The organism is Caulobacter sp. (assembly GCF_039596335.1).
Taxonomy (GTDB): Bacteria; Pseudomonadota; Alphaproteobacteria; order Caulobacterales; family Caulobacteraceae; genus Caulobacter.
On record NZ_JBCNJZ010000009.1, the window covers coordinates 20,239 to 45,797 of the forward strand.

A 25,559-nucleotide genomic window follows, 5' to 3' on the forward strand; every position below is an offset into this window, starting at 1 on the left:
CGTGACCATGGGGCGGTCCGGGGCGCAGTTTCCTTGACCTGGGCGGTGCGTACCGGGTGATCGGCTTCGACATGCGCAGCCAAGGCCCCGATGTACCTGCCCGTCGGTCTAAGCTGTTGTCGCAAAGACTTGTTTCGACCTTAGCGCGAACTGTGCCTAGATAGCCCCATCGGGGCGGGCGTTTCTTCTTGCATGGGAGCGCGTTCGCGAAAATGTCAGTGGTTGAAGGTGGATCGGCGTCGACCGGTCTGGTGGCCCGGGTCAAGGGCATCCTGTTGTCGCCGTCGGCGGAATGGGAGCGCATCGAGCGGGAGCCCGCCACGATCGGGGGCCTGTTCACAGGCTATGTCTGCATTCTGGCGGCGATCCCGGCGGTCGCCGGTCTGATCGGCGGCCAGCTGTTCGGCGTCGGCATTCCGGGCCTGTCGGTCAAGCCGGGCCTGGGCATGGGCATCGCCGGCGCGGTGATGGGCTATCTCGGCGCGCTGCTGATGGTCTTCATCCTGGGCATGGTCATCGACGGCCTGGCCCCCAGCTTCGGGGCCGAGAAGAACCGCGTCCAGGCCTTCAAGGTCGCCGCCTATTCGGGCACCGCCGGCTGGGTCGCGGGCGTGCTGCAGATCATGCCAGCGCTGGGCATCGTCGTGCTGCTGGCCAGCCTGTACGGCTGCTACCTGCTCTATCTGGGCCTGCCGCGGGTGATGAAGGCCCCAGCCGAGAAGGCCACGGGCTATGCGATCGTCACGATCCTGGTGGCCATCGTGATCTCGATCGTCATCGGCGTGATCACCACCGCCGTCATCGGCATGGCCGGCATGGGCGCGGGTCTCGCCGGCGGCGGCCTGGCCGGCGTGGCGGCGGGCAATGCTGCGGGCGCTTCGGGCACGGTCGAGATCAACGGCCAGAAGGTCGATCTGGAGATGCAGGCCGCCGCCAACCGCGCCGAGCAGCTGTCCAAGCAGCCGCAGAAGCCGGTCGCGGTCGACGCGCTGAAGGCCCTGATCCCCGGCGACATGGCCGGCTATACGCGGGCCAATCTCGAGACCAGCTCCAGCGGGACGGGCGACGTGCAGATCGGCGTGGTCAAGGCCGACTACCAGAAGGGCGACTCCTCGTTCCAGCTGGCGGTCACCGACCTGGGCCCCATGGGCGCGATTGCGGCCCTGGCTTCGGGCATGGGCGCCCAGCAGACCCGCGAGACCGATGACGGCTATGAGAAGGTTTCCACCGTCGACGGCCGTCTGGTCTCGGAGGAATGGAACCGCCAGTCCAAGTACGGCAAGTACTCGGTGGTGGTCGCCGACCGCTTCTCGGTCGAGGCTCAGGGCACGGCCGACAGCGTCGACGACCTGAAGCGCGCCGTCGGCGCGGTCAACACCGGCCGCCTGGAAGCGCTGGCGCGCTAAGGCCTCAAGAGGCCTTGCGCTTGCCCGGGCGTTCCATCGTGAGCGCCTGGGCGATCGCCTGGACCAGGGTGGTCGGCGACAGCGGCTTGGCGATCGCGCCATCCATGCCGGCGGCCAGATAGGCCGCCTGCTGGTGAGCCATGGCGTTGGCGGTCATGGCCAGGATCGGCGCGGCGCCGGCGCGGCCGGGCAGAGCGCGGATGCGATGCGTGGCCTCGACCCCATCCATCAGCGGCATCTGGATGTCCATCAGGATCAGGTCGAAGCCCTCGTGGGCGGCGGCCACGCCCTGTACGCCGTCGTCGGCGGTGACGACCCGTGCGCCCAGCGCCTCCAGCATCCGGCCGGCGATCAGGCGGTTGGTGGCGTTGTCCTCGACCACCAGCACCCGCAGGCCGGCGAACAGCGGGCCGTCCTCCTCGCGGGCGACCTCGGCGGGCGCGGCGCAGGCCTTGGCCTCCATCTCGATCCAGAAGGTCGAGCCCCGACCCGGCTGGCTCTGGAAGCCGATCTCGCCGCCCATCATCTCGGCCAGGCGCCGGCAGATGGCCAGGCCCAGGCCTGAGCCGCCGAACCGGCGGGTGGTCGAGCCGTCGCCCTGCTTGAAGCGTTCGAACAGGCCCTGGGCCGCCTCGGGATCGATGCCGACCCCGGTGTCCTGCACCTCGTAGCGCAGCCGCAGCCTGCCATCGACGCGATGTCCGGTCAGGCGCGCGATCACGCCGCCCTCCAGGGTGAACTTCACCGCATTGCCCACCAGGTTGAACAGGGCCTGGCGCAGGCGCAGCGGATCGGCCGCGACCCAGCCCAGCGCGCCGTCTCCAGGCGGCGGAACCTCGATGCGCAGCTCCAGCCCCTTGGCCTGGGCCTGCGGGCGCAGCATGTCGGCCACCCCGCGCAGCAGGTCGGCCGGGTCGACCGGCTCGATCGCCAGCTCCAGCTTGCCGGCCTCGATCTTCGAGAAGTCGATGATGTCGTTCAGCAGTTCCGACAGCATCTCGCCGCAGCCCAGGGCCTCGTTCAGCAGGCGGCGGCCGTCGTCGGTCAGGGTCTCGGTCTTCAGCAGGTGCAGCACGCCCAGCACCCCGTTCATCGGCGTACGGATCTCATGGCTGACATTGGCCAGGAACTGGCTCTTGGCCTCGGCCGCCGACAGCGCCGCGTCGCGGGCCTGGACCAGCTGGGTGACGTCCTGGCTGATGCCGATGATGTCCCAGGCGTCGGAACTGCCGCCGCGCACCCCGCGCCATTCGGCGTGCATGTGGGTCCAGGCCGCGACGCCCGGATCGAAGTGGCGATAGTCGACGGTCACGTGTTCGCCCGTCCGCAGGGTGCGGGTGAAGCCTTCCCACACCGTCTCGCGGTCGTCGGCATGGATCGACTGGGTCATCTCCATCACGGTCATGACCTTGGCGCCCTGCGGGTACGAGGGCGTGGGCACTTCCTGGTCGAAGACGTAGGCGCCCTTGCGGGGGTTGAAGCGCCAGGCATAGACGCCGGCAGCGCTGCGCAGCAGCTCGCTGGAGCGCTCGGCCTGCTGGCGGGCGATATTGCGGGCGCGCTCCTCGCTAAAATCCTGGATGACGATCAGCAGCCCGTCGCCCAACCCTTCTTGCTCAGGCAGCAGCTTGGACTGCGAGCGCACCCACAGCCAGCCGCCGCCCTTGCGCGCCAGGCGGTGCTCGGAGCGGGCATGGCCGATCGTCCGCAGCGCCGCGGTGATCGCGTTGATCACCTCGGTGTCGTGCAGATGCAGGAAGTCGCGGATCGGCCGGCCAAGGGTTTCCTCGGGCGTCCAACCGGTCGCCAGCGTCCAGGCCGGATTGACCTTCACGATGGCGTCGTCGCGCAGCACCACGAACATGTCGAGGCTGCTCTGGAAGAACCAGTCGGCGGCCTCGGCCTCAATTCCGGATGCGGCGTGGGCGTCCAAGCGCTTGCCCATCCTCTCTCCCTCGTTTTCAATCAGGATGCACAGGATCGGGTAAAGGTTGCGTTTCGACGTAACGTTGAAATCCGGGATCCTGATCCAAAACCGAGACAGTCGTCAGAACTGGGAGGGACAGGGATTTGAGTACGCCGGAAGCCGTAGGCATGTCGTCGGAGCGCCTCGCGCGCATCGAGACCTTCCTCAAGGACAAGTATATCGACAGCGGGAAACTGCCCTGCGCCCAGGTCCAGGTCTGGCGGCGCGGCCAGCTGGCGTACAGCACGGTGCTGGGCTCGGCCGATATCGAGCGCGGCAAGCCGCTGAAGGCCGACAGCCTGTTCCGCATCTATTCGATGACCAAGCCGGTCACCAGCGTGGCCTTCATGATGCTGGTCGAAGAGGGGCTGGTGGCGCTGGACGATCCGGTGCACCGCTTCATCCCCGCCTGGCGCGACCTGGGCGTCTTCCAGGCCGGCGTGGCCGGAGCGTTCCTGACCACCCGCACGGCCGAGCCGATGCGGATGATCGACCTGCTGCGCCACACGGCCGGCCTGACCTACGGCTTCCAGCAGCGGACCAATGTCGACGCGGCCTATCGCAAGCTGCGGCTGGACGGCGTCGACAGCGAGGGCGGCCTGCAGGCCTTCGTCGATGCGCTGGGGACCGTGCCGCTGGAGTTCTCGCCGGGGACGGCCTGGAACTATTCGGTGGCCACCGACGTGCTGGGCTATCTGGTCGAGACGATCTCGGGCCAGCCGTTCGAGGCCTTCCTGAAAAGCCGGATCTTCGACCCGCTGAAGATGGTCGACACCAGCTTCTTCGTGCCCGAGAGCGAGCGCAGCCGCTTCACCGCCTGCTACACGCTGAACCCGCAGGGCAAGATGGTGCTGCAGGACGATCCGCTGAAGAGCCGCTTCCTGGCCGACCCGTCGGTGAAGTCGGGCGGCGGCGGCCTGGTCTCGACCGCCGACGACTACATGCGCTTCTGCCGGATGCTGCTGAACGGCGGCGAGCTGGACGGCGCGCGACTGCTCAGCCCCAAGACGCTTCAGCTGATGACCATGAACCACCTGCCGGGCGGCCAGGAGCTGGTCCAGGCGTCCAAGTCGCTGTTCAGCGAGGCGGTGTTCGAAGGGCTGGGCTTTGGCCTGGGCTTCGCCATGACCATCGACCAGGCCCGGACCAAGAACCTGGGCTCGCTGGGCGAATACTTCTGGGGCGGCATGGCCTCGACCGCCTTCTGGGTCGACCCCGTCGAGGACCTTTCGGTGGTGTTCATGACCCAGCTGATGCCATCCAACGCCTATCCGATCCGGCGCGAGCTGCGGACGCTGGTCTACTCGTCGCTGACGGAAGCGGCGGGGTAGGGGACGCAAGAAAGCGGCGCGGAAGGGCCCCTTCCGCGCCGAGTTGCGCTTTACCAAAGTCCGACGCATTGCGGGCAACACGCCGCGCCCGCGGGTTCACCGACTTCGAAACGTCAGGACGCGTGCAAGGCGCATCCAAAGTCCATGACTTTCCGCGAACGCCCTTCCCAGCGCGGATCATTCTCTCTGGATTTCAGGCAAATGCGGCGCGCGGACAGTCGCGGCCTGACATCGGCATCCACGGACAATCTCGGCTGAAACTACAATTTCGAATTTGGAGTACGGTTTCGTGGCCGTCAACGGCGGATGCTTGAAAATGGGGCGCCGTCAGGGAGGTCTGGACATCTTCGCCGGACCGTGCAGGCTTCTCTCAAACAATCGTTCAAACGAAAATCAGAGGGTGGAAGCCGCCATGGCCGCGATCAACGACGTCACCGATCTTACCGTCGAAGGCGACATCGGCGTCGTCACGCTGGACAGCCCGCCAGTCAACGCCCTGTCGGCCAAGGTCCGCGAAGGGCTGAAGGGCGCGTTCGAGGGCGCGATCGCCGATCCGGCCGTCAAGGCCATCGTGCTGATCTGCGCCGGCAAGACCTTCATCGCCGGCGCCGACATCACCGAGTTCGGCAAGGCCATGACCGGCCCATCCCTGCAGGACGTCCAGGCGCTGATCGAGAACTCGCCCAAGCCGGTGGTCGCCGCGATCCACGGCACGGTGCTGGGCGGCGGGCTGGAGGTGGCGCTGGTGGCCCACTACCGCGTCGCTGTGCCGTCGGCCAAGGCGGGCCTGCCCGAGGTGAACATCGGCCTGCTGCCGGGCGCCGGCGGCACCCAGCGCCTGCCGCGCATCGTCGGCGTCGAGAAGGCGCTGGAGATGGTGACCAGCGGCCAGCACGTGCCGGCCAAGGCCGCGCTTGCGATGGGCCTGTTCGACTCGATCGTCGAGGAAGGCGCGCTGCGAGACGGGGCCATCGCCTTCGCCCGCGTGGTGCTGGCCGAGGACCGCCCCCTCAAGAAGGTCCGTGAGCTGAACGACAAGGTCGAGGCCGCCCGCGGCAAGCCCGAGATCTTCGCCGACTTCCGCAAGGCCAACGCCAAGAAGTTCCGCGGCTTCATGGCCCCGGAAAACAACATCAAGTGCATCGAGGCGGCGGTGAATCTGCCGTTCGAGGAAGGCCTGGCCGAAGAGCGCCGGCTGTTCGTCGAACTGATGAGCGGCAGCCAGTCGGCCGCCCAGCGCTATGTGTTCTTCGCCGAGCGCCAGGCCGCCAAGATCCCCGACGTGCCGGACGATACCCCGATCCTGCCGGTCAAGAAGGTCGGCGTCATCGGCGCCGGCACCATGGGCGGCGGCATCTCGATGAACTTCCTCAACGCCGGCATTCCGGTGACGATCATCGAGGCCAAGCAGGAGAACCTGGAACGCGGCGTCGGCGTCATCCGCAAGAACTATGAGAACACCGCCAAGAAGGGCCGCCTGACCCAGGACGACGTCGAAAAGCGCATGGGCTTGCTGACGCCGTCGATGAACCTGGAGGATCTGGCCGACTGCGACCTGATCATCGAGGCCGTGTTCGAGCTGATGGAGATCAAGAAGGAGGTCTTCGGCAAACTGGACAAGATCGCCAAGCCCGGCGCGATCCTGGCTTCGAACACCTCGTACTTGGACATCGACGTCATCGCCGCCTCGACCTCGCGGCCCGAGAGCGTGATCGGCCTGCACTTCTTCTCGCCGGCCAATGTCATGCGCCTGCTTGAGATCGTGCGCGGCGAGAAGACCGACAAGTCGGTGATCGCCACCTCGATGCAGATCGGCAAGAAGATCGGCAAGGTCGCGGTGCTGGTCGGCAACTGCCACGGCTTCGTCGGCAACCGCATGCTGGCCCAGCGCCAGCGCGAGGCCCAGAAGCTGATCCTGGAAGGCGCCATGCCCTGGGATGTCGACCGGGTGCTGTACGACTTCGGCCTGCCGATGGGCCCGTTCGCCATGAGCGATCTGGCCGGCCTCGACATCGGCTGGGACCCGGCCAAGACCTCGTCCTCGACCGTGCGCGAGGTGCTGTGCGAGATGGACCGCCGCGGCCAGAAGAACGGCAAGGGCTTCTACGACTACGACGAGAACCGCAACGCCAAGCCGTCGGCAGAGGTCGAGGGCGTGATCCGCGACTTCGCAGAGAAGCGCCAGATCCAGCGCCGTGAGATCACCGACCAGGAGATCCTGGAGCGTTGCCTGTACCCGATGGTCAACGAGGGCGCGAAGATCCTGGAAGAGGGCAAGGCCATCCGGGCGTCCGACATCGATATCGTCTGGATCAACGGCTACGGCTGGCCGGTCTATCGCGGCGGCCCGATGTTCTGGGGCGAGCTGGTGGGCCTGGACAAGATCCTGGCCAAGATGAAGCAGTTCCACGCCGAACTGGGCGACGACTTCAAGCCGTCGGCCCTGCTGGAGCGGCTGGTGGCCGAGGGCAAGGGGTTCAAGGACGCGTAAGGCCGTAAGGACTGTCATCCCGGCCAAGCGCGTAGCGCGCCGAGCCGGGACCGCAGCAAGCGCCGGCGTTTCCGGCGGTCCCGGCTCTCCGCTTCGCTGCGGCCGGGATGACAAGAGTGTTGGAGTCACCCATGACCACCATCGCCGCCATGATGTCCGCCGACTACGGCGTGATGGGCGACATCCTGCGCGCTCGCGCCGAGGAAGCCCCGGACCGTCCGGCCATCGTCATGGAGACCGGCGAGGCGGTCACTTACGCCCAGTTCGACGCCCTGGCCGACCGGGTCGCGGCGGCCTTGCAGCGGGACGGGATCGCGCCGGGCGAGGCGGTGGCGGTCTGCGCCCTGTCGTCCATTCCCTATACGGCGCTGTTCCTAGGCAGCCTTCGGGCCGGGGTGGCGGTCGCCCCGATCGCCCCGTCCTCGACGCCCGAGGCCATCGCCGGCATGGTCGCCGACTGCGGCGCGCGACTGTTCTTCCTGGATGCGGGTGTGGCGCAGGCGCAGAAGCCCGCCCCGATCGCCGTCCGCCAGATCGACCTGGACCACGCGTTCACCGCCTGGCTGGCTCCCGAGGGCGCCAAACCCGCGCCGGTCGAGATCGCCGCCGACCAGCCGTTCAACATCATCTATTCCAGCGGCACGACCGGCACGCCCAAGGGCATCGTCCAGTCGCACGGCATGCGCTGGAAGCACGTCTTCCGCGGCGACGCCGTCGGCTACGGCCCCGAGGCGGTCACCGTGCTGTCGACCCCGCTCTATTCCAACACTACGCTCGTTTGCTTCTTCCCCACCCTGGCGGGCGGCGGGACCGTGGTGTTGATGAAGAAGTTCGACGCGGCCAAGTATCTGGAGCTGGCCCAGAAGCACCGCATGACCCACACCATGCTGGTGCCGGTGCAGTACCGCCGCCTGATGGAGCGCCCCGACTTCGGTGACTACGACCTGTCGTCCACCTACCTGAAGTTCTGCACCAGCGCCCCGTTCGCCGCCGAGCTGAAGGCCGAAGTTCTGCAGCGCTGGCCCGGTGGCCTGGTCGAGTATTTCGGCATGACCGAGGGCGGCGGCACCTGCATCCTCATCGCCCACGAGCATCCCGACAAGCTGCACACGGTCGGCCGGCCCGCGCCGGGTCACGACATCCGCCTGATCGATGAGGACGGCGTGCAAGTCGGTCCCGGCGTGGTCGGCGAGATCGTCGGCCGCTCGGGCGCGACCATGAACGGCTATCACGGCCGCCCGGACAAGACCGCCGAGGCGATCTGGACCTCGCCCGAGGGCTGGACCTTCATCCGCACCGGGGATGTGGGCCGCTTCGACGAACACGGTTTTCTCACGCTGATGGACCGCAAGAAGGACATGGTCATCTCGGGCGGGTTCAACATCTATCCGTCCGACCTGGAGGCGGTGCTGGTCCAGCACCCGGCCGTGCTGGAAGCGGCGGTGGTTGGCGTGCCGTCCAAGGAATGGGGCGAGACCCCGGTGGCCTTTGTTGCTCTCAAGGGCGAGGGCGACGCCGCCGACATCAAGGCCTTCGTCAACGGCCAGGTCGGCAAGACCCAGAGGCTGGCCGATGTGCAGATCGTCGACAGCCTGCCACGCAGCCACATCGGTAAGGTGCTGAAGCGCGAGCTGCGCGACAGCTGGCAGATTCCGCCTAGCTGAAGGACGTTTTTGCCGCGTCGGCGCGCCACATTAGGCCAGAGGGAATCAGCGAATACGGTTGCTTAACCATATGGTGCGGCCATGCAGGTCGCCCGGTTTCGTCTTGGAATGCGTCCCGAAATGCTGCCGAAGCCCGCTGCTGTTCCGATCCTTTTCCCGGAAGGGAAGGCCTTTGTCCGCGCTTCCGGCGCCCCCATCGACTTTGATGCGGTCGCCAAGGCCCTGGGCGTGGCGGGTCATGGCTCGGATCTCGAGAGCCGCCTGGCCGCCCGCTTCGCCCGTCCGGTCGCTGTCCGCGCGTTCGCCGATCGTGTCGAGGCCACCGCCGCGGCGCTGAAGGCCCTGGGCGTGCGCGAAGGCGGCGTCTGCGTTGTCTCGGCGTTGGCCGATCCCGAAACCCTGGCCGGCGTCGCCGCCGCGGGGCTGAAGGCCTGGCTGGTCGACGTCGATCCGTTCAGCGCCATGTTCGAAACCGGCCACCTGCGCGCGCGCCTGCCCGACGCGCCGGGGGCTCTGGAAGCCATCGTTCCCGCCGCCGCCCATGGTCGCGCCCCCGACATGCGCGCCTGGGCCGCCTTCCGCGCCGAGACCGGCCTGCCGATCCTGATTGACGCCGCCGGCGCCTTCGATGTCGTGATCGAAGCCCCAGTTCCGGTTCTGGTCGGTCTGCCGGGCGGGGAGGGCGTGTTCGTCGCCTGCGAGGACGCCGCCACCATCAACGACATCGACGCCCAGGCCTTCGCCGGCGAGGATGGCTTGGCCGCCTGGCCGGGTCTGCGCCAGCGCCTGTGCGGCACCGCCCAGCAACTGCGCGTGCTGCTGCTGGACAGCGGCGTCGGCTTCCAGCCCGGCTGGGGCATGAGCTGGATCTCGCCGACCTGTGCGCTGAGCCTGCCGACCGACGACGCCGGCGCCGTCGCCTGGAAGCTGCAAGGCGCGGGCGTCCAGGCCAGCTGCGCGGTTCGTGATCGCTCATTGGCCGCCGACGACACCCCGACGGCCGACCACCTGGCCGCCTCGACCGTGGTGATCACCCTGGATCCGAACCTGGACATCGAGGCCCTGGACCGCCTGTGCGACGCCCTGCGCGACGCGGTGGGCTAGAGAACGCCAGCGACTTGGCCTAGTTCTGGGTCATGGCTGAAGAGCATCACGATGAGGGCTTGTCGCGGGACTGGGGTTTCACCCTGCCGGACGAGGTGTGGGAAATCCCCGAGGACGAGCGCGACGCCCAGGCGCGCTACAACGACGACCTGTGCCAGTGGGGCGACCGCTTCTTCATCCGCTGCATCCTGCCGGTGCCGCTGAAGGGCGAGGACGACTTTTTCGGCTGGGGCGCCTGGGCCGAGGTCGAGGCCGAGGTCTTCGAGCGCTATCTCGATCTCTATGAGGCCGACGGCCGCGACGAGCCGCCGTTGCCGGCCAAGTTGGCCAACCGGCTGGCGCCCTATCCTGGGACCACCCTGGGCACCCGCCTGCTGATCCAGTTCCAGGACCCCGACGAGCGCCCGATCCTGACCCTGCAGGAGGGCGACAAGAGCCGTCTGGCCCAGGAGCAGCGCGACGGCATCGACGCCGCGCGTCACCGCGAGGTCCTCAGCGTCCTGGACGCCTAAGGCCAAGCTTCCACCAAGCGGTCACGATTCAGCGACAACCTCCCGGCGAGCTGTAGCGAGGGGTTGTTCGTGGTCTCATCCGTTGTCCTGCTGGCCGCCGGCGCGGCGGCGTTCACGCCGGCTGGCTGGAGCCAGGTCAAGGGACCACCGGCCTATGCAGTCTACCGGCCCGCCGACGCGCCCAGGGTCGAGCTGAGGCTGCATGTCGAGCCCGGCGACGGCGGCGACATCGACGCCTGGTTTCGCCGGCGCATCCAGCGCGCGCCGGACGCCACGACCCTGACCTCCAAGCCCGCGTCCGAGCCGGCCCATCGCGGCGTCACCTCCGGCATGGCCATGGTCAAGAGCGACTTCGGCGCCAGTCTGGTCATCACCCTGGCCTGCGCGGGCCAGGACGGCCGCAACCGCTATGCCGAACTGCTGACCGCGCCCAGCGACCCGGCGCTGAAGGCGCATGTGGGATCGGCGACCGAGCTGATCGTCTACGCCTGTTTCGCGCCGGCGGCGTCGACAGCGCCAGCTGCCAAGCCCACCCCGACCCAGGCGGCCGCACCGCCCTCCGCCAGTGCGGTCAAGGACGGCGACATCGAGGCGGTGCTCTATTCGTGGAGCCAGATCTACGGGATTGGCGGCCTGCAGATGAACGAGACCACCTATCTGCTGCTCAAGGACGGCAGCGTGCGTCGCGACTTGCCGGTCGAGCGCGACTTCGACGCCGCCGCCTCCAAGGCGCGCGAGGCGGGGCAGTGGGGGCGCTGGCGCAAGTCGGGCGCGACCTATCAGCTGGCCTTTGGCGGCGGCGCCTTCGAGACTCCACCGGGCGCGCTGGTTCGCCTGCCGGGCCGGTCGGGCGAGGCCCTGGCGGGGTCGTACAAAACCTCGTCCTCGTACCAGATCGGCGGCGGGGCCGGGGCGTGGTCGGTCCGCGGCGTCAGCTTCACGGCCGACGGCCGGTTCTCGGCCTTCAACACTGGCGGGGCGGGCGGTTCCGTGGGCATGGGCGACAGCCGTGTGGTCGCCAACACCGTCTATGACGACGAAGGTTCGGCCGGCGGGGTGTCGGGCTCCAATTTCGGCGGCGGCTCCTCACGGCGCACCCCCGGCGGCGCCGCCGACCGGCAGGGAACCTACCGTATCGACGGCTACACCCTGACCCTGCGCTATGACAGCGGCCGGGTGGAGCGCGGCTTCTTCTATACCGACGCCGCGCGCCGCTCGGTGTTCTTCCGCGGCGCGGACCTGATGAAGAACTAGCCTAGTGCGCCGCCGCGTAGGCCTCGACCTGCGCCACGCGCTCGGCTTTCTCGGCCTCGGTCAGGAACGAGCCGGTGAAGCTGTTCTTGGCCAGGGTGACGATCTCGTCGCGCGTCAGACCCACGGCGCCGGCGGTGGCCAGGTAGTTCTCCAGCAGGTAGCCGCCGAAATAGGCCGGGTCGTCGGAATTGACGGTCGCCTTCAGGCCCAGGGCCAGCATCGTCTTCAGCGGGTGGACGTCCAGGCTGGGCACGCCGCACAGCTTCAGGTTCGACAGCGGACAGACGGTCAGGGTGATGCCGTCTGCCACCAGGCGCTGGGTCAGGGCCTCGTCTTCCAGGGCGCGGTTGCCGTGGTCGATGCGGTCGACCTTCACCAGGTCGATGGCTTCCCACACGTATTCGGGCGGGCCTTCCTCGCCGGCGTGGGCCACGACCTTCAGGCCCAGGTCCCGCGCGGCCTGCAGGACGCGGGCGAACTTGGCCGGCGGGTGGCCGACCTCGGAACTGTCCAGGCCGACGCCGGCCAGCGAACCCAGCCAGGGCTTGGCCTGCTCCAGGGTCTCGAAGGCGCTCTCTTCCGACAGGTGGCGCAGGAAGCAGAGGATCAGCTTGCTGGTCACGCCCAGCGTCTTTTCGGCTTCGTCCATGCCGGCCAGCAGGCCCTTGATCGCCGTGTCGAAGGCGATGCCGCGGTCGGTGTGGGTCTGCGGGTCGTAGAAGATCTCGGCATGCGTGCCGCCGTCGGCCGCCAGGCGCTTGAAATAGGCCAGGGCCAGGTCCTTAAAGTCGGCCTCGGTGATCAGCACCCCGGCGCCCTGGTAGTAGATGTCCAGGAAGTCCTGCAGGTTCGAGAAGTCGTAGGCCGCGCGGATCTCGTCGACCGACTTGAAGGGCAGGGCGACCCCGTTGCGCGCGGCCAGCTCGAACATCAGTTCAGGCTCGAGGCTGCCCTCGATGTGCATGTGCAGCTCAGCCTTGGGCAGGCCGCGGACGAAGTCGGAGAAGGCGGTGTCGGTCATGGGGGAGTGATCGGTCTCACGCCCCGTGGGGTCAAGGGGCTGTCGCGGCAATTAGCGCCGTGCGTCCTTCGAGGCCCGCGGCGTGGGCACCTCAGGATGAGGTTATCTGTAAGTCCTCATCCTGAGGTGCGAGGCGAAGCCGAGCCTCGAAGGACGTACGGCCTAAGCCGAAGAACGCCACCATCGCCTGCGCGAACACCGGATCGGCCACGGCCGTGCGGTGGTCGCCCTTCACCAGCAGCGAACGCGCGCCTGGGATCGCCGCGGCCAGGCGGTCGGGGTGGACGGCCAGCGGGTCGTCGTCGCCAGCGGTGACCAGGGTGGGGGCGGTGATGCGGTCCAGGGGGATGGGCTGGGCGTGGACGACGCTGGCCTGGGCGGCCAGGGCCTTGCGGTCCGCGCCGATGGCGTCGGCGAACTGGCGGAAGGGGACGGCGGCCGGGTGGCGGATGGTCGAGGGATCGTCGGTCAGCAGGGCCTGGACCAGGGCGTCATTGGGCACGTGGCGGGTGTCGACGCCGCCCTTCTCGACCACGCCCTCGCCGACGCCGCCGGTGACCAGCCGGCGCACGCGCGGTTCCTGGCTGGCGCAGATCAGCGCGACGATGGCCCCCATCGAGTAGCCGGCCAGGTCGATGGCTGGCACGCCAAGGTGGTCGATCAGCGCCGAGACGTCCTTGGCCATCCGCGCCTCGCCATAGAAGGTCGGGTCATGCGGCTTGTCCGACGCCCCGTGGCCGCGCGCGTCGATCGTGATGACCTTGCGGCCCGCCGCGACCAGGACGTCGACGATGCCCGGCGTCTTCCAGTTGATGACGCCGCTGGCCCCGAAGCCGTGGTGCAGCACGATCGGCGGCTGGTCCTGGTCCTCGCCCCAGACCTGATAGGCGATGGAAAGGCCGTCGGTGGTCGTGAAGCTGGGCATGGCGGCTCGCAGGTGAAGTCAAACGATCGTTTCAATTCCTAGCAAATGAAAACGCCGGCCGCCACGGGGCGACCGGCGTTCGGCGATCTCAGGATCCGCAGCGTGTTAGTGCGCGGCGTCCTTTGCCTTTTCGGCGGCGTCTTCCGCCTTGTCGCCAGCCTTTTCGGCGGCTTCACCGGCAGCGGCGGCGGCGTCGCCCGCGGCCTCCTTGCCAGCTTCGGTCGTCGCCGTGGCGGCGTTGGCAGAGGCGTCCGAAGCGGCCTGGGCGGCCGAGGCGGCGGCGGCGGCTTCGCTGGCGGCGTTGCTGCTTTCGGCGGCGGCTTCCTGGGCCTTCTCGGCCTTGTTCTCGCAGGCCATCACCGTCAGGCCCAAAGCGGCCACGGCCGCGATCGTCACGATACGCATGGACATCTCCCTCCAACCCCGACCTTGAGTGTCGGGTCGGAGAGATAATCCGGATCGGCGCGATCGGTTGCGCTTGCGGCCTACAGCGGCTGCGGGGGCGCGGGCTTGGGGGCTTCCGGCAGGGGGATGAACTCGTCGTGGTCCAGGTCGGGCAGCTTCATGCGGCCGGCCTTCCAGTCGGCCTTGGCCTGCTCGATGCGGTCCTTGGACGAGGAGACGAAGTTCCACTCCATGAAGCGCGGGCCCACCGGTTCGCCGCCCAGCAGCATGACGGTGGAGCGCTCCAGGGCCTTGAAGACCACGGTGTCGCCCGGCTCGAACACGGCCATCTGCAGGGCGGAGAGCTCGCGGCCGTCGACCTCGACCCGGCCGTCGGCGACATAGGCCGCGCGCTCGGCATATTCGGCGGGCAGGGCGGCGGTCGTGCCCGGCTCCATCTCCCAGTGGACGTAGAACAGCGGCGAGAAGATCGGCACATTGGCCTTGGCGCCGAACGCCTCGCCGGCGATCAGCCGCGCCTTCAGGCCGCGCTCTTCATAGGTCGGCAGGTCGGCGTCGCCCTCGATGTGGACGAAGCCGGGGTCGGTTTCCTCATATTCCTTCGGCAGGGCGATCCAGGCCTGCATGCCGTCCATGCGGCCGCCCTGACGGCGCAGGGTCTCGAAGCGTTCGGAGTGGGTGATGCCGCTGCCGGCGGTCATCCAGTTGACCTCGCCCGGCTTGATCACGGTTTCCGAGCCGACGCTGTCGCGGTGGGTGATCTCGCCCTGGAACAGATAGGACAGGGTCGACAGGCCGATGTGCGGGTGCGGGCGGACGTCGGCGCTCTTGGGGAAGCCGGGGGCGAACTCGGCCGGACCCATATGGTCCAGGAAGGTGAACGGGCCGACCATGCGGCGGGCGTGGAAGGGCAGCACGCGGCCGACCTCGAAGTTTCCGATGTCGTGGCGGCGGGCTTCGATGACGAGGTCGATCATGGGGCGGCTCCGGGAAGATGTAAGCTCAACCTAGCCGGGCCGCCCTATGTCGTCTTGCGCAAAGACCGCAACACATCGTTCGCGATCTTGCGCCCTTTACAGCGTGTCGGGCGTCTTCTTCAGCGGCCACAGCGCCAGCAGGCTGATCAGGCCGGCGCCGGCCAGATAGACGCCGACCAGGCCCAGGCCGCCGCGGCTGGCCAGGTACTGGGCGGCCACGGGCGCCAGGCCCCCGCCGATGATCCCGCCTATATTGAAGGCGATCGAGGCGCCGGTGTAGCGCACGCGGGCCGGGAACAGGCTGGGCAGCCAGGCGCCCAGCGGTCCGTAGACCAGGCCCATGATCAGCAGTGACAGCGACAGGAAGCCGCCAACCAGCCACAGCGAGCCGCCGCCCAGCATCGGGGCCAGCAGGGCGCCGACTACAACGGTCAGGGCCGAGCCGGCCATCAGCACGCGGCGGGGCGTGCTGGCGTCCGACCAGTAGCCGGCCCAGACGATGCCGCCGGCCATGAACAGGATGGCGAAGAGCAGCACGCCCAGGAACGTCTGGCGGTCATAGCCCAGGGTGGTGGTGCCGTAGCCCAGCGCGAAGGCGGTGGTCAGATAGAAGAGGGCGAAGCACGCGACGACGGCGAAGATGCCGCTGATCGTCTCGCGGCCGTGGGTGCGGAACAGCTCGGCCACCGGCACGTGCGGCGGCGGGGCCTCGGCGGCGGCGGCGGCGAAGGCGGGGGTCTCGGTCAGCTTCAGGCGGATCCACAGGCCGACCCCGACCAGCAGGATGCTGCCCAGGAAAGGCAGGCGCCAGCCCCAGGCCAGGAACTGCTCCGGCGTCAGGAGGGCGCCCAGCAGAAGAAACAGGCCATTGGCGGCGATGAAGCCCACGGGCGCGCCCAGCTGCGGGAACATGCCAAAGCGCGCGCGCCAGCCGGGCGGGGCGTTTTCGACGGCCAGCAGCGCCGCCCCGCCCCACTCGCCGCCCAGGCCGAAGCCTTGGCCGAAACGGAGGAGGCACAGCATGAACGGCGCGATCCAGCCGGCCTGCTGATAGGTCGGCAGGAAGGCGACCAACAGGGTCGAGCCGCCCATGATGATCAGCGAGGCCACCAGGGTCGACTTGCGGCCGATGCGGTCGCCGAAGTGGCCGAACACGATCGAGCCCAGCGGCCGGGCGATGAACGCTACGCTGAGGCTGGCGTACGAGGCCAGCAGCTGCACGGCCGGCGAGTGGGCCGGGAAGAACAGCGGTCCGAACACCAGCGAGGCGGCGGTGGCGTAGATGTAGAAGTCGTAGAACTCGACCGCGGTGCCGATCAGGCTGGCGGCCAGCACGCGTCGCGACGACGCGCTGCCTGCGCTCGCTTGGGCCATGATGGCCTCCCCCTAGAAAATGTCAGGATGGTCCGGAGCGGCTCCCCAGCACGCTCCGGTACGCTTTTAGCCCAGTGGGCTGACGTAGGGGCTGACCAGGCCCAGAGGCACGGCGGTCGAGTTCTTGACGCCACGGATGACGATGCGGCTCTCGATGTTGGACACCAGGCCCAGCGACAGCAGCTTCTCGCGCAGGAATTCGTCGAAGGCGTGCATGTCGCGGGTGACGATGCGCATCTCGTAGTCGGCCGCGCCGGTCACGGTGGCGCACTGTACGACCTCGGCCCACTTGGCGACGGCGACCTCGAAGGTGTCGAGGTTTTCCTTGGTCGGCAGCGACAGCTTGACGGTGCAGTAGACTTCGAAGCCCAGGCCCAGCTTTTCGCGGTCCAGAATGGTGACGCGGCGCTGGATGACGCCAGCGTCTTCCAGGCGCTTGATCCGGCGCCAGCAGGGGCTGGACGACAGGCCGACGCGCTCGGCGATCTCGGCGACGGACAGTCCGGCGTCGTGTTGGATGAGATCGAGGATCTTGGCATCCACGGCGTCGAGTTGTTCGGACAAGAAATTCCTCCCCCCAGAGGGCGTTGACGCTCCAATTTTGCGCAAAACCGCCACGAGTCGGGCACGTGTTGGGCAAACATTTTCCGCGCTTCTATAAGATATTGCGTTGCGGGCGGGAAGACCCGGGAGGAAAATTTTTGCTATGCGGCACTCCGAAGTCACGCTCGACGACAAATATGTGCTCGAAGATGGTCGTGCTTTCATCACTGGCGTGCAGGCGCTCCTGCGGGTCCTGCTGGATCGCAAGCGCCTCGATCGCCTCGCCGGACTGAATACGGCGGGCTTCCTTTCAGGCTATCGCGGCTCGCCGTTGGGCGGCCTCGACCAGCAGGCCGCGCGCATCAACAAGCTGCTGACCGCCCACGACGTGGTGTTCAAGGAAGGGGTCAACGAAGACCTCGCCGCCACCGCCGTGTGGGGCAGCCAGCAGGCCAATCTCTTCCCGGGCGCGCTTTATGATGGGGTCTATGGGATGTGGTACGGGAAGGCGCCTGGCGTCGACCGCACCGGCGACGTCTTCAAGCATGCGAACTTCGCAGGGACCTTCCCGACCGGCGGCGTGCTGGCGGTGGCCGGCGACGACCACGGCTGCAAGAGCTCGACCCTGCCGTCGCAATCGGAATTCGCCTTCCAGGATTTCGAGATGCCGGTGCTGTCGCCGGCCGACGTCCAGGAAGTGCTGGACTACGGCATCCTGGGCATCGCCATGTCGCGGTTTAGCGGTCTGTGGACGGGCATGATCGCACTCGCCGACACCATGGACAGCGGCGTGACCATCGACGTCTCGCTGGGCCGCCACAAGGCGGTGATCCCCGACTTCGCCTTCCCGCCCGGCGGTCTCGGCATCCGGCTGAAGGATCAGCCGATGGAGAAGGAACGGCGGATGCGGCTGCACAAGCTGCCCGCCGCCCTGGCCTTCGCCCGCGCCAACCAGATCGACCGCGTGGTGCTGGGCGCCCAGTATGTGCGCTCCGGCAAGGCGCGCCTCGGCATCGTCTGCCAGGGCCAGGCCTATAAGGACGTGCTGGAGGCCTTCACGGCCATGGGCATGACCCTGCAGGAAGCCGCCGACCTGGGCGTCTCGATCTACAAGGTCGGCATGCCCTGGCCGCTGGAGCCGCTGGGCCTGCGCGCCTTCGCCGCTGGCCTTGAGACGCTGATGGTCATCGAGCACAAGCGCGCCCTGATCGAGCCCCAGGCCCGGGCCGCGCTCTATGATCTGCCCGCCCAGGCGCGTCCCCGGGTGATCGGCAAGACCGACGGCAAGGGCGGCCCGTTGCTGTCGGAGCTCGGCGCCCTGTCGGTGGCGGAAATCGCCCTGGCCATCTACGACCGCCTGCCGGACGGGCCGCACATGGAGCGGGCTCGCGCCTATCTGAACCGCGTCTCGGCCGCCGGCGTCGCCGCCGTCAGCCTGGCCGCCGACCAGGCCCGCAAGCCGTTCTTCTGCTCGGGCTGCCCGCACAACACCTCGACCAAGCTGCCGGAAGGCAGCCGCGCGCTGGCCGGCATCGGCTGCCACTACATGGCCGGGTTCAACGACCCCTCGACCGACCTCAACACCCACATGGGTGGCGAGGGCCTGACCTGGGTCGGCGCCTCGCCCTTCACGGCCGAGAAGCACGTCTTCCAGAACCTGGGCGACGGGACCTACAACCACTCGGGCTCGCTGGCGATCCGGGGCGCGGTCGCGGCCGGGACCAACATCACCTACAAGCTGCTCTATAACGACGCCGTCGCCATGACCGGCGGCCAGCGCGCCGAAAGCGGCTTCACCCCGGCCCAGATCACCCGCCAGCTGGCGGCCGAGGGCGTCAAGAAGACCGTCATCGTCGTCGACGAGCTGGAGCGCTACCAGGGCGTCACCGACCTGGCCCCCGGCGTCGAGATCTTCCCGCGCTCGGACCTGATGCGCGTGCAGGAGATGCTGCGCGAGACGCCCGGGACCACGGTGCTGCTCTACGACCAGACCTGCGCCACCGAAAAGCGCCGTCGCCGCAAGCGCGGCTCGATGCCCAAGGCGACCAAGCGCGTCTTCATCAATCCGCTGGTCTGCGAAGGCTGCGGCGACTGCTCGGTGAAGTCCAACTGCGTCTCGGTCGAGCCGCTGGCCACGGAGTTTGGCCGCAAGCGCAAGATCAACCAGTCCTCGTGTAACCAGGACTACAGCTGCGTCGAGGGCTTCTGCCCTTCGTTCATCACCCTGGAAGGGGCCGAGAGCGCCCAGGCCAAGAAGGCTCCTGCGCCGCTGACCGCCGAGTCGACGCCGCTGCCGGAGTTCGAGCCGTTCACGGGCGTGCGCAAGATTCTGTTCACCGGCGTGGGCGGTACGGGCGTGACCACCGTGGCCTCGATCCTGGCCATGGCCGCCCACATCGACGGTCGCTCGGGCAGCGTCGTGGACATGACGGGCCTGGCCCAGAAGGGCGGCTCGGTGTTCAGCCACGTCAAGATCGGCGAGACGGAAGAGACCATCGTCGGCGGCCGCGTCCCTGCAGCAAGTGCGGATGTTCTGATCGCCTGCGACCTGCTGGTGGCCGCGTCGCCGGAAGGCCTGTCGCTCTATGCCAAGGACCGCACGCGGGCTTTCGGCAACAGCGACTTCGCCCCCACCGCCGACTTCGTCACCAGCCGCGACGTGCGCTTCGACAGTGGGGCCATGGCCCGCCGGGTGACGGGTGCGACCAAGACCTTCGACGCCTGCCCGGCCCAGCGCCTGGCCGAGACCGAGTTCGGCGACGCCATCTACGCCAACATGATCATGGTCGGTTTCGCTTGGCAGCGCGGCGTGATCCCGCTGTCCAGCCGCGCCCTGTACCGGGCCATCAAGCTGAACGGCGTCGACGCCGAGGCCAATCTGCAGGCCTTCGAGCTGGGCCGCCGCGTGGCCCACGATCCCGACGCGATCACGGTCAAGGACGACAAGACCCCGACGCCCGAGACCCTTCCGCTGGAAGAGCTGATCGCCCACCGCATCGGCGAGCTGACGGCCTATCAGAACGTCGCCTATGCCCAGCGCTATGCCGACAAGGTGGCCAAGGTCCGCACCGCCGAGGTCGCCGTGAGCGGTCCGGATAGCGCCCTGCCGCTGACCCGCGCGGCGGCGGTCAACCTCTACAAGCTGATGGCCTACAAGGACGAGTACGAGGTCGCGCGCCTCTACACCGACGGCCGCTTCGCCAAGGAGTTGGCCGGGACCTTCAAGGGCGGCCAGGCCAAGGTGTGGCTGTCGCCGCCGCTGCTGGCCCCCAAGGGCGCCGACGGCAAGCCCAAGAAGATCGCGTTCGGCGGCTGGATGCTGGACGTCGCCTTCCCGCTGATGGCCAAGATGAAGGGCCTGCGCGGCGGTCCGCTGGACGTGTTCGGCAAGACCGAGGAGCGCCGGATGGAGCGGGGCCTGATCGCGTCCTACGAAGCGGCCCTCGATCGCCTGGCGGCGGGTCTCTCGACCGAGAGCCTGTCCCTGGCGGTCAAGATCGCCGAGGTCCCGCAGCAGATCCGCGGCTACGGGCACGTCAAGGACGCTTCGGTGAAGACGGCCAAGGCGGCCCAGGACAAGCTGTGGGAGCAGTGGGGGGCGGCTTAGCCCGCCCCCATTGCGTCGATCCTCAGGCCTTGGCCGCCACCGGCAGCCGGAAGGGCGCGCCCAGCCGATTGAAAGCGTTCATCGCCGCGATGGTGATGGTCAGATCCACGAGGTCCTTGGGCGTGAACGCCGCGGCGGCCGCGGCATAGGCTTCGTCGGAGGCATGGGTCTCGCTGACGCGGGTCACTTCCTCGGCCCAGGCCAGGGCGGCGCGCTCCTGGTCGGAGAACAGGTGCGGGACCTCGTCCCACACCGAAACCAGCAGGACCTTGTCGACCGACATGGTCTTGCGCAGGTCGCGGCCGTGCAGGTCGATGCAGTGGGCGCAGCCGTTGATCTGCGACACCCGCAGGAAGACCAGATGGATCAGCTCTGCGGGGAGGTCGGTGTTCTGGGTCACATAGCGGTGGACACCGAACAGAGCCTTGGCGCCGTCGGGCGCGACCTCGGACCAATTCAAGCGGCTCATCTGGTTTTCTCCTGTGCTGCCGGATGGCTGTCGAGGAGATGACGAGCGCCGTGTGGCTAACGTGACAGGGGCGCCGGAGTTTTTTCCGAGGGCGCTTGTCGCTCGATGGCAGCGGGGAGAGCGTGGCCGCGCTTCATGACCCAATACAGCGCCAGCGCTGCGGCGATCAGCGCCCCCGCCGTCAGCGGGGCGGCGAGATCGCCGGTCGAGACCCGCACGGCGATCAGGCCTAGGCACACCACCGCGCCCAGGGCCGGGACAAAGGCCGGGGGCTCGAAGGCGCCGGGCTTTTCGCCGGGACGCTTGCGCAGCACCAGCAGGGCGCCGTTGACGACGGTGAAGACGGCCAGCAGCAGCAGGGTGGTGGCCTCGCCCAGCTGGGTGACGTTGCCCGACAGGATCAGCACCGCAACGATGGCCAGCAGCACGGCGATGGCGATGTGCGGGGTGCGGCGGCGGGCGTGGACCTTGGCCAACGGCTTGGGCAGGCGGCCGTCGCGGGCCATGCCGTACAGAAGGCGCGAGGCGGTGACGTAGTTGATCAGCGCGCTGTTGGCGACGGCGAAGACGGTGATGACCACGAAGGTCCAGCCCGGCAGCCACGGCGCGGCCTTGTCCATGACCATGGCCAACGGCGCCCCGGCCTGGCCCAGCTCGCGCCAGGGGATGACCGAAACGGCGGTGATGGCCACGGCGATATAGAGGGCGGCGGTGATCCCCATGGCCAGCAGGATGCCGATGGGCAGGGTGGTGCGGGGGTTCTTGACCTCCTCGCCGACATTGATCGAGTCCTCGAAGCCGACGAAGGCGAAGAAGGTCAAAGCCGCGCCCTGTACCAGCAGCAGCGGCACGATCGAGGTCGCCGCACCCTGAGCCGGGGTGGGGATGTCGAAGAGGTCCGCCTGACCCCAGAACTTCGCGCCGACGATCACCACCAGCAGCAGGCCGCCGGCCTCGATGAAGGTGCAGACCAGATTGGCCCAGATCGACTCGCGGATGCCACGGAACACGATGCCGGCCATCAGCACGACATAGGCCAAGGCGATCAGCACCGGCGGCGTGGAAGCGAGCCATTGGAAGGTGTGCAGGTTCTCGCCGATCACCCAGGCCCCGGCGGCGATCGAGGTCAGGCCCGAACAGGCCGTGGCGATGCCCACCACGTGGGTCAGCAGGCCGCGCTTAAACGCCCGCTGGGTGACATAGGCCGCGCCGCCGGCCTTGGGATAGCGCGAGGCGAGGGAGGCATAGGACAGCCCCGTCAGCAGCGCCGCGACCAGGGCGACCAGGAACGAGGCCCAGACCGCTGAACCCACCTGGCCGGCGGCCTTGCCGATCAGGCCGTAGATGCCCGCGCCCATCATGCTGCCGGCCGCGTACAGCGTCATCTGCATCGGCCCGATGGCGCGCAGCAGCGGTTCCTTGGACGTGGGCTTGGCGGGCTCGGTCATGAGGAGGCAACGCACTGACGCCGCCAGGGGTTCGTGCTAGGCTTTCGCCATGAACAAGCCGGTGCAAGTGACGGTGCAGCTCAGCGCCGAGGACGCCGCCGATCTGCAGGCGCGGGTCGAACGCGGCGAGTTCGCGTCGCTGGACGAGGGCGTCGCCGCGGAATTGGCCGAGCTGAACTACCGCCGCGCGGCGGAGATCGTCGGCGGTTCGGAAAAACTCGAGGCGCTGCTGGATGCGTTGGAAGAGAGCGACGAATACGAGCGCTTGGCGGAGGGGCGCGGGGAGCCGCCGGCCGGTGTCGCCGAGGATGTCGAGGCCGTCCGCCTTTCGATCAAGACGTCCATCGCCGAGAACGACTACGAAGACGCCGAGGGGGTGTTCGGCCAGCTTCGCAAGCGCTTTGGCGAGGGCCAGGGTTGAAGCGGCTCCGGTTCGCACGCCAGGCGAAACGGGACCTCTTCGATATCGGCGACTGGATCGCCGCCGATCGGCCGCTCGCCGCGCGCCAGGTTGTCAGCCGGTTGATCGAACGCACCAGCGCCTTGCGTGACGCGCCCGAGATGGGACCGCTCTATCCTGTGTACGGCGATGGTGTTCGCGGTCTCTCCGTCAGACCCTATCTCATCCTCTATCGGGTTGCCGACGAAGACGTTTTTATCGAACGCGTCATCCACGGCGCTCGCCTGCCGAAGACCCTGAAATGACCGAATTCGATTTCGACGCCGTCGTGGTCGGCGCCGGCGCGGTCGGCCTGGCCTGCGGATACGCTCTGGCGCAGCAGGGCCTGAACGTGGCCGTGCTAGAGGGCGAGGGGCACATCGGGCAGGGCGTGTCGTCGCGCAATTCCGAGGTGATCCACGGCGGGCTCTACTATCCGTCCGGCTCGCTGAAGGCGCGGCTGTGCGTGCAGGGGCGGCGGCTGCTGTATCCGTTCCTGGACAGGCACGGCGTGGCCTACAAGCGCTGCGGCAAGCTGGTGGTGGCGACGAGCGAGGACGAGGTCCCGCGCCTGGACGACATCTGGGACCAGGCCCTGGCCAATGACGTCGAGGGCATGGAGCGGCTGACCGGCGCGCAGGCCCGCGCGCTGGAGCCAGGTCTTGCCGCCCAAGCGGCGCTGCTGTCGCCAGAGAGCGGGGTCTTCGCCAGCCACGACTACATGCTGGCCCTGCACGGCGAGATCGAGGCGGCCGGCGGTGCGGTGGTGCTCAATACGCCGTTCGAGGGCGCCGAGGCCTTCGCGGGCGGCGGCTTCAAGGTGCGGGCCGGCGGCGTCGATCCCACCAGCCTGACCTGCCGCCTGCTGGTCACTGCGCCGGGCCTGTCGGCGCAGGCCGTCGCCGGGCGCATTGAGGGCTATCCGGCCGATCGCATCCCCCAGGCCCACTACGGCAAGGGCGTCTATTTCCGCCTGACCGGCAAGGCGCCGTTCCAGCGCCTGGTCTATCCGCCGCCGATCCACGGGGCGCTGGGCACCCACTATCGCAACGACTTGGGCGGCCAGGCGGTGTTCGGGCCGGACCTCGAATATGTCCCCGCGCCCGACTATGCGATCGATCCGGCGCGGGCCGAGGCTTTTGCGGCCTATATCCGCAAGTTCTGGCCGGGCCTGCCCGACGGCGCCCTGCAACCCGATTATGCCGGGGTGCGGCCCAAGCTGCATGGGCCGGACGAGCCGCAACCGGATTTCCAGCTGCGCGGCGTCGAGGATCACGGGCTGGAAGGCCTGATGGCGCTGTTTGGCATCGAGAGCCCGGGCCTGACCAGCTCTCTGGCGATCGGGCAAGAGGTTGCGGATCGGCTGCTGGCGCGTTGACACGCAAGCGGCGCCCCACGATGGTCCCCGCCCGTTAGACGACGCACCGGAGTCCGCTTTGACCAACATCCTGCACGCCATGCTGGGCAAGGGCTTGGGCGGCCTTGAGCAGGTGTTCCTGGACTATCAGCCGATCCTGGAGGCGTGGGCGGCGCAGCATGACGGCCGCTGCGTCGGCGTGGTGCGTCAGGGCGGCAAGGTCGCCGCAGCGCAAGGCCAGCGCACGCCGCCGTTCGTGTCGATGCCGGCCTTCACCGACTGGGACCCGGTCACCCTGGGCGCGGCCAAGGCGGTGGTGCGCGAGGCCCAGCCGGCGCTGATCCTGAGCCACGGCCAGCGGCCCGCCCGCCTGTTCGCCAAGGCCGCGCCGGCGGGCGCCGTGCAGGCCGTCTGCGTGCACAAGCCCGCGTTCGATGTCGCGCCCGGCGTCCACTATCTGTGCGTGGGCCAGCACCTGGCCCAGCTGGCCCTGGACCGCGGCGCGAGCGCCGACCACGTCCACTTCATTCCCAACGCCGTGACCCCCCCGACGGCCCGGGCGACGCCGTTCGCGCGCGGGAGCGTCGAAAGCTGCCCGATCAAGATCGTCGCCGCCGGCCGCCTGCACCCGAAGAAGGGCTTCGACATCCTGATTCGGGCGATCGGCAAGCTGCGCGCCTATGATCTGGAGGTCACCTGCGAGATCGCCGGCGAGGGCGACGAGCGCGGCGCGCTGGAGTCGCTGATCCGCGAGCTGGACCTGGCGCCCTGCGTGAAGCTGGTCGGCTGGACCGACGACGTCGCCGGCTTCCTGGCCTCGGGCGACGTCTTCGCCTTCCCCTCGCACCAGGAGGGCTTCCCGCTGACCTTGCTGGAGGCCATGGCCGTGGGCCTGCCCGTGGTGGCCACCGAGATCGACGGTCCCAACGAGATCCTCAGGGACGGCGTCAACGGCCGGCTGGTCCCGGATGACGATGTCGACCGCCTGGCCGAGGCCCTGGGCGAGGTGGTGGCCGACCCGCAAGGCGGGGTTCGCCTGGGCGAGGCGGCTCGCGCCCTGGTCCTAGGCGAATACGGTCCCGACCAACTGGCGCGGCGCTTGGAAGCAGCGCTGGACGGAATGTTCACTAATGCTTGATGCGGGGCGCTCTTGAGCGTATGACCCCCGTCCGTCCTGGCGATGGCTGGGTAGCTCAGATGGTTAGAGCGGTGGATTCATAACCCACAGGTCGGCGGTTCGATCCCGCCCCCCGCCACCAGGACGGA

21 protein-coding genes and 1 tRNA gene are annotated in these 25,559 nt (G+C 68.5%); 13 read left to right on the top strand and 9 right to left on the bottom strand.

Annotated features, from left to right (window positions below; all coding sequences use genetic code 11):
- Nucleotides 1-212 precede the first annotated feature (212 nt).
- Nucleotides 213-1,406 (top strand): Yip1 family protein, encoded by a 1,194-nt coding sequence (locus ABDW31_RS18950; protein ID WP_184722287.1) that lies wholly within the window; start codon nucleotides 213-215, stop codon nucleotides 1,404-1,406.
- Between the two features lie 4 nt (nucleotides 1,407-1,410).
- On the opposite strand, the gene ABDW31_RS18955 is transcribed toward ABDW31_RS18950, so the two are convergent.
- On the bottom strand, nucleotides 1,411-3,351 hold the full coding sequence (locus ABDW31_RS18955) for an ATP-binding protein (protein WP_184722284.1): 1,941 nt from the start codon (nucleotides 3,349-3,351) through the stop codon (nucleotides 1,411-1,413).
- 125 nt (nucleotides 3,352-3,476) lie between these two features.
- Here ABDW31_RS18955 and ABDW31_RS18960 point away from each other — a divergent pair, with 125 nt between their 5' ends.
- The 6 genes from ABDW31_RS18960 (at nucleotide 3,477) to ABDW31_RS18985 (ending at nucleotide 11,728) form a co-directional block, all read left to right on the top strand.
- Entirely contained in the window at nucleotides 3,477-4,703 is a 1,227-nt protein-coding gene (locus ABDW31_RS18960) for a serine hydrolase domain-containing protein (protein WP_184722281.1), read from the top strand.
- A gap of 400 nt (nucleotides 4,704-5,103) precedes the next feature.
- Nucleotides 5,104-7,194 (top strand): 3-hydroxyacyl-CoA dehydrogenase NAD-binding domain-containing protein, encoded by a 2,091-nt coding sequence (locus ABDW31_RS18965; RefSeq protein ID WP_184722278.1) that lies wholly within the window; start codon nucleotides 5,104-5,106, stop codon nucleotides 7,192-7,194.
- A 131-nt stretch (nucleotides 7,195-7,325) separates the two neighbouring features.
- Nucleotides 7,326-8,858 carry a class I adenylate-forming enzyme family protein gene (locus tag ABDW31_RS18970; RefSeq protein WP_184722274.1) on the top strand — a complete coding sequence of 511 codons (1,533 nt, stop codon included), beginning with the start codon at nucleotides 7,326-7,328 and terminating at the stop codon, nucleotides 8,856-8,858.
- A 120-nt stretch (nucleotides 8,859-8,978) separates the two neighbouring features.
- On the top strand, nucleotides 8,979-9,962 hold the full coding sequence (locus ABDW31_RS18975; protein ID WP_184722272.1) for a DegT/DnrJ/EryC1/StrS family aminotransferase: 984 nt from the start codon (nucleotides 8,979-8,981) through the stop codon (nucleotides 9,960-9,962).
- 32 nt (nucleotides 9,963-9,994) lie between these two features.
- Complete coding sequence (locus ABDW31_RS18980) at nucleotides 9,995-10,474, top strand: DUF2199 domain-containing protein (RefSeq protein WP_184722269.1); 480 nt, start codon at nucleotides 9,995-9,997, stop codon at nucleotides 10,472-10,474.
- A gap of 69 nt (nucleotides 10,475-10,543) precedes the next feature.
- Nucleotides 10,544-11,728 carry a hypothetical protein gene (locus ABDW31_RS18985; protein WP_343699427.1) on the top strand — a complete coding sequence of 395 codons (1,185 nt, stop codon included), beginning with the start codon at nucleotides 10,544-10,546 and terminating at the stop codon, nucleotides 11,726-11,728.
- A gap of 1 nt (nucleotide 11,729) precedes the next feature.
- Here ABDW31_RS18985 and ABDW31_RS18990 read toward each other — a convergent pair whose 3' ends face one another.
- The 6 genes from ABDW31_RS18990 to ABDW31_RS19015 form a co-directional block, all read right to left on the bottom strand.
- Nucleotides 11,730-12,749 carry an adenosine deaminase gene (locus ABDW31_RS18990; protein ID WP_184722261.1) on the bottom strand — a complete coding sequence of 340 codons (1,020 nt, stop codon included), beginning with the start codon at nucleotides 12,747-12,749 and terminating at the stop codon, nucleotides 11,730-11,732.
- A 91-nt stretch (nucleotides 12,750-12,840) separates the two neighbouring features.
- Nucleotides 12,841-13,674 carry an alpha/beta hydrolase gene (locus ABDW31_RS18995; RefSeq protein WP_343699428.1) on the bottom strand — a complete coding sequence of 278 codons (834 nt, stop codon included), beginning with the start codon at nucleotides 13,672-13,674 and terminating at the stop codon, nucleotides 12,841-12,843.
- Nucleotides 13,675-13,779: 105 nt separating this feature from the next.
- Entirely contained in the window at nucleotides 13,780-14,079 is a 300-nt protein-coding gene (locus ABDW31_RS19000; protein ID WP_184722258.1) for a hypothetical protein, read from the bottom strand.
- An 80-nt stretch (nucleotides 14,080-14,159) separates the two neighbouring features.
- Complete coding sequence (locus ABDW31_RS19005; protein ID WP_184722256.1) at nucleotides 14,160-15,056, bottom strand: pirin family protein; 897 nt, start codon at nucleotides 15,054-15,056, stop codon at nucleotides 14,160-14,162.
- Nucleotides 15,057-15,152: 96 nt separating this feature from the next.
- Nucleotides 15,153-16,430: an MFS transporter gene (locus tag ABDW31_RS19010; RefSeq protein ID WP_184722253.1), complete on the bottom strand. Its 1,278-nt coding sequence runs from the start codon at nucleotides 16,428-16,430 to the stop codon at nucleotides 15,153-15,155.
- A gap of 66 nt (nucleotides 16,431-16,496) precedes the next feature.
- The gene (locus ABDW31_RS19015) at nucleotides 16,497-16,994 is read right to left on the bottom strand and encodes an Lrp/AsnC family transcriptional regulator (protein WP_172263776.1); all 498 of its coding nucleotides are present in this window, start codon (nucleotides 16,992-16,994) and stop codon (nucleotides 16,497-16,499) included.
- 142 nt (nucleotides 16,995-17,136) lie between these two features.
- On the opposite strand from ABDW31_RS19015, the gene ABDW31_RS19020 reads away from it, so the two are divergent.
- Nucleotides 17,137-20,580 (top strand): indolepyruvate ferredoxin oxidoreductase family protein, encoded by a 3,444-nt coding sequence (locus ABDW31_RS19020; protein WP_184722250.1) that lies wholly within the window; start codon nucleotides 17,137-17,139, stop codon nucleotides 20,578-20,580.
- A gap of 22 nt (nucleotides 20,581-20,602) precedes the next feature.
- Here ABDW31_RS19020 and ABDW31_RS19025 read toward each other — a convergent pair whose 3' ends face one another.
- Both ABDW31_RS19025 and ABDW31_RS19030 read right to left on the bottom strand, forming a co-directional pair.
- Nucleotides 20,603-21,049: a carboxymuconolactone decarboxylase family protein gene (locus ABDW31_RS19025; RefSeq protein ID WP_184722247.1), complete on the bottom strand. Its 447-nt coding sequence runs from the start codon at nucleotides 21,047-21,049 to the stop codon at nucleotides 20,603-20,605.
- Nucleotides 21,050-21,105: 56 nt separating this feature from the next.
- Nucleotides 21,106-22,497: an amino acid permease gene (locus ABDW31_RS19030; RefSeq protein ID WP_184724180.1), complete on the bottom strand. Its 1,392-nt coding sequence runs from the start codon at nucleotides 22,495-22,497 to the stop codon at nucleotides 21,106-21,108.
- 49 nt (nucleotides 22,498-22,546) lie between these two features.
- Between ABDW31_RS19030 and ABDW31_RS19035 the strand changes: the two genes are divergently transcribed.
- From ABDW31_RS19035 to ABDW31_RS19055, 5 genes are all read left to right on the top strand, one after another.
- On the top strand, nucleotides 22,547-22,918 hold the full coding sequence (locus tag ABDW31_RS19035) for a hypothetical protein (RefSeq protein WP_343699429.1): 372 nt from the start codon (nucleotides 22,547-22,549) through the stop codon (nucleotides 22,916-22,918).
- Nucleotides 22,915-23,202 (top strand): type II toxin-antitoxin system RelE/ParE family toxin, encoded by a 288-nt coding sequence (locus tag ABDW31_RS19040; protein WP_184722244.1) that lies wholly within the window; start codon nucleotides 22,915-22,917, stop codon nucleotides 23,200-23,202. Before ABDW31_RS19035 ends, ABDW31_RS19040 begins: the two co-directional genes overlap by 4 nt.
- Nucleotides 23,199-24,314 (top strand): NAD(P)/FAD-dependent oxidoreductase, encoded by a 1,116-nt coding sequence (locus tag ABDW31_RS19045; protein ID WP_184722241.1) that lies wholly within the window; start codon nucleotides 23,199-23,201, stop codon nucleotides 24,312-24,314. Before ABDW31_RS19040 ends, ABDW31_RS19045 begins: the two co-directional genes overlap by 4 nt.
- Nucleotides 24,315-24,372: 58 nt before the next feature.
- Nucleotides 24,373-25,431, top strand: coding sequence for a glycosyltransferase (locus ABDW31_RS19050; RefSeq protein WP_184722238.1), 1,059 nt, complete (start codon nucleotides 24,373-24,375; stop codon nucleotides 25,429-25,431).
- Between the two features lie 44 nt (nucleotides 25,432-25,475).
- A tRNA-Met gene (locus tag ABDW31_RS19055) sits at nucleotides 25,476-25,552 on the top strand.
- Nucleotides 25,553-25,559 lie beyond the last annotated feature (7 nt).

Excerpts from the sequence above, each read along its gene's own strand:
- ABDW31_RS18970 (WP_184722274.1), top strand. The coding sequence starts at position 7,326 with ATGACCACCATCGCCGCCATGATGTCCGCCGACTACGGCGTGATGGGC.
- ABDW31_RS19010 (WP_184722253.1), bottom strand. The coding sequence starts at position 16,430 with ATGGCCCAAGCGAGCGCAGGCAGCGCGTCGTCGCGACGCGTGCTGGCC.
- ABDW31_RS19045 (WP_184722241.1), top strand. The coding sequence starts at position 23,199 with ATGACCGAATTCGATTTCGACGCCGTCGTGGTCGGCGCCGGCGCGGTC.
- ABDW31_RS19000 (WP_184722258.1), bottom strand. The coding sequence starts at position 14,079 with ATGCGTATCGTGACGATCGCGGCCGTGGCCGCTTTGGGCCTGACGGTG.
- ABDW31_RS19030 (WP_184724180.1), bottom strand. The coding sequence starts at position 22,497 with ATGACCGAGCCCGCCAAGCCCACGTCCAAGGAACCGCTGCTGCGCGCC.
- ABDW31_RS18950 (WP_184722287.1), top strand. The coding sequence starts at position 213 with ATGTCAGTGGTTGAAGGTGGATCGGCGTCGACCGGTCTGGTGGCCCGG.
- ABDW31_RS19035 (WP_343699429.1), top strand. The coding sequence starts at position 22,547 with ATGAACAAGCCGGTGCAAGTGACGGTGCAGCTCAGCGCCGAGGACGCC.
- ABDW31_RS18990 (WP_184722261.1), bottom strand. The coding sequence starts at position 12,749 with ATGACCGACACCGCCTTCTCCGACTTCGTCCGCGGCCTGCCCAAGGCT.
- ABDW31_RS19025 (WP_184722247.1), bottom strand. The coding sequence starts at position 21,049 with ATGAGCCGCTTGAATTGGTCCGAGGTCGCGCCCGACGGCGCCAAGGCT.
- ABDW31_RS18955 (WP_184722284.1), bottom strand. The coding sequence starts at position 3,351 with ATGGGCAAGCGCTTGGACGCCCACGCCGCATCCGGAATTGAGGCCGAG.
- ABDW31_RS18980 (WP_184722269.1), top strand. The coding sequence starts at position 9,995 with ATGGCTGAAGAGCATCACGATGAGGGCTTGTCGCGGGACTGGGGTTTC.
- ABDW31_RS19005 (WP_184722256.1), bottom strand. The coding sequence starts at position 15,056 with ATGATCGACCTCGTCATCGAAGCCCGCCGCCACGACATCGGAAACTTC.
- ABDW31_RS18995 (WP_343699428.1), bottom strand. The coding sequence starts at position 13,674 with ATGCCCAGCTTCACGACCACCGACGGCCTTTCCATCGCCTATCAGGTC.
- ABDW31_RS19020 (WP_184722250.1), top strand. The coding sequence starts at position 17,137 with ATGCGGCACTCCGAAGTCACGCTCGACGACAAATATGTGCTCGAAGAT.
- ABDW31_RS18975 (WP_184722272.1), top strand. The coding sequence starts at position 8,979 with ATGCTGCCGAAGCCCGCTGCTGTTCCGATCCTTTTCCCGGAAGGGAAG.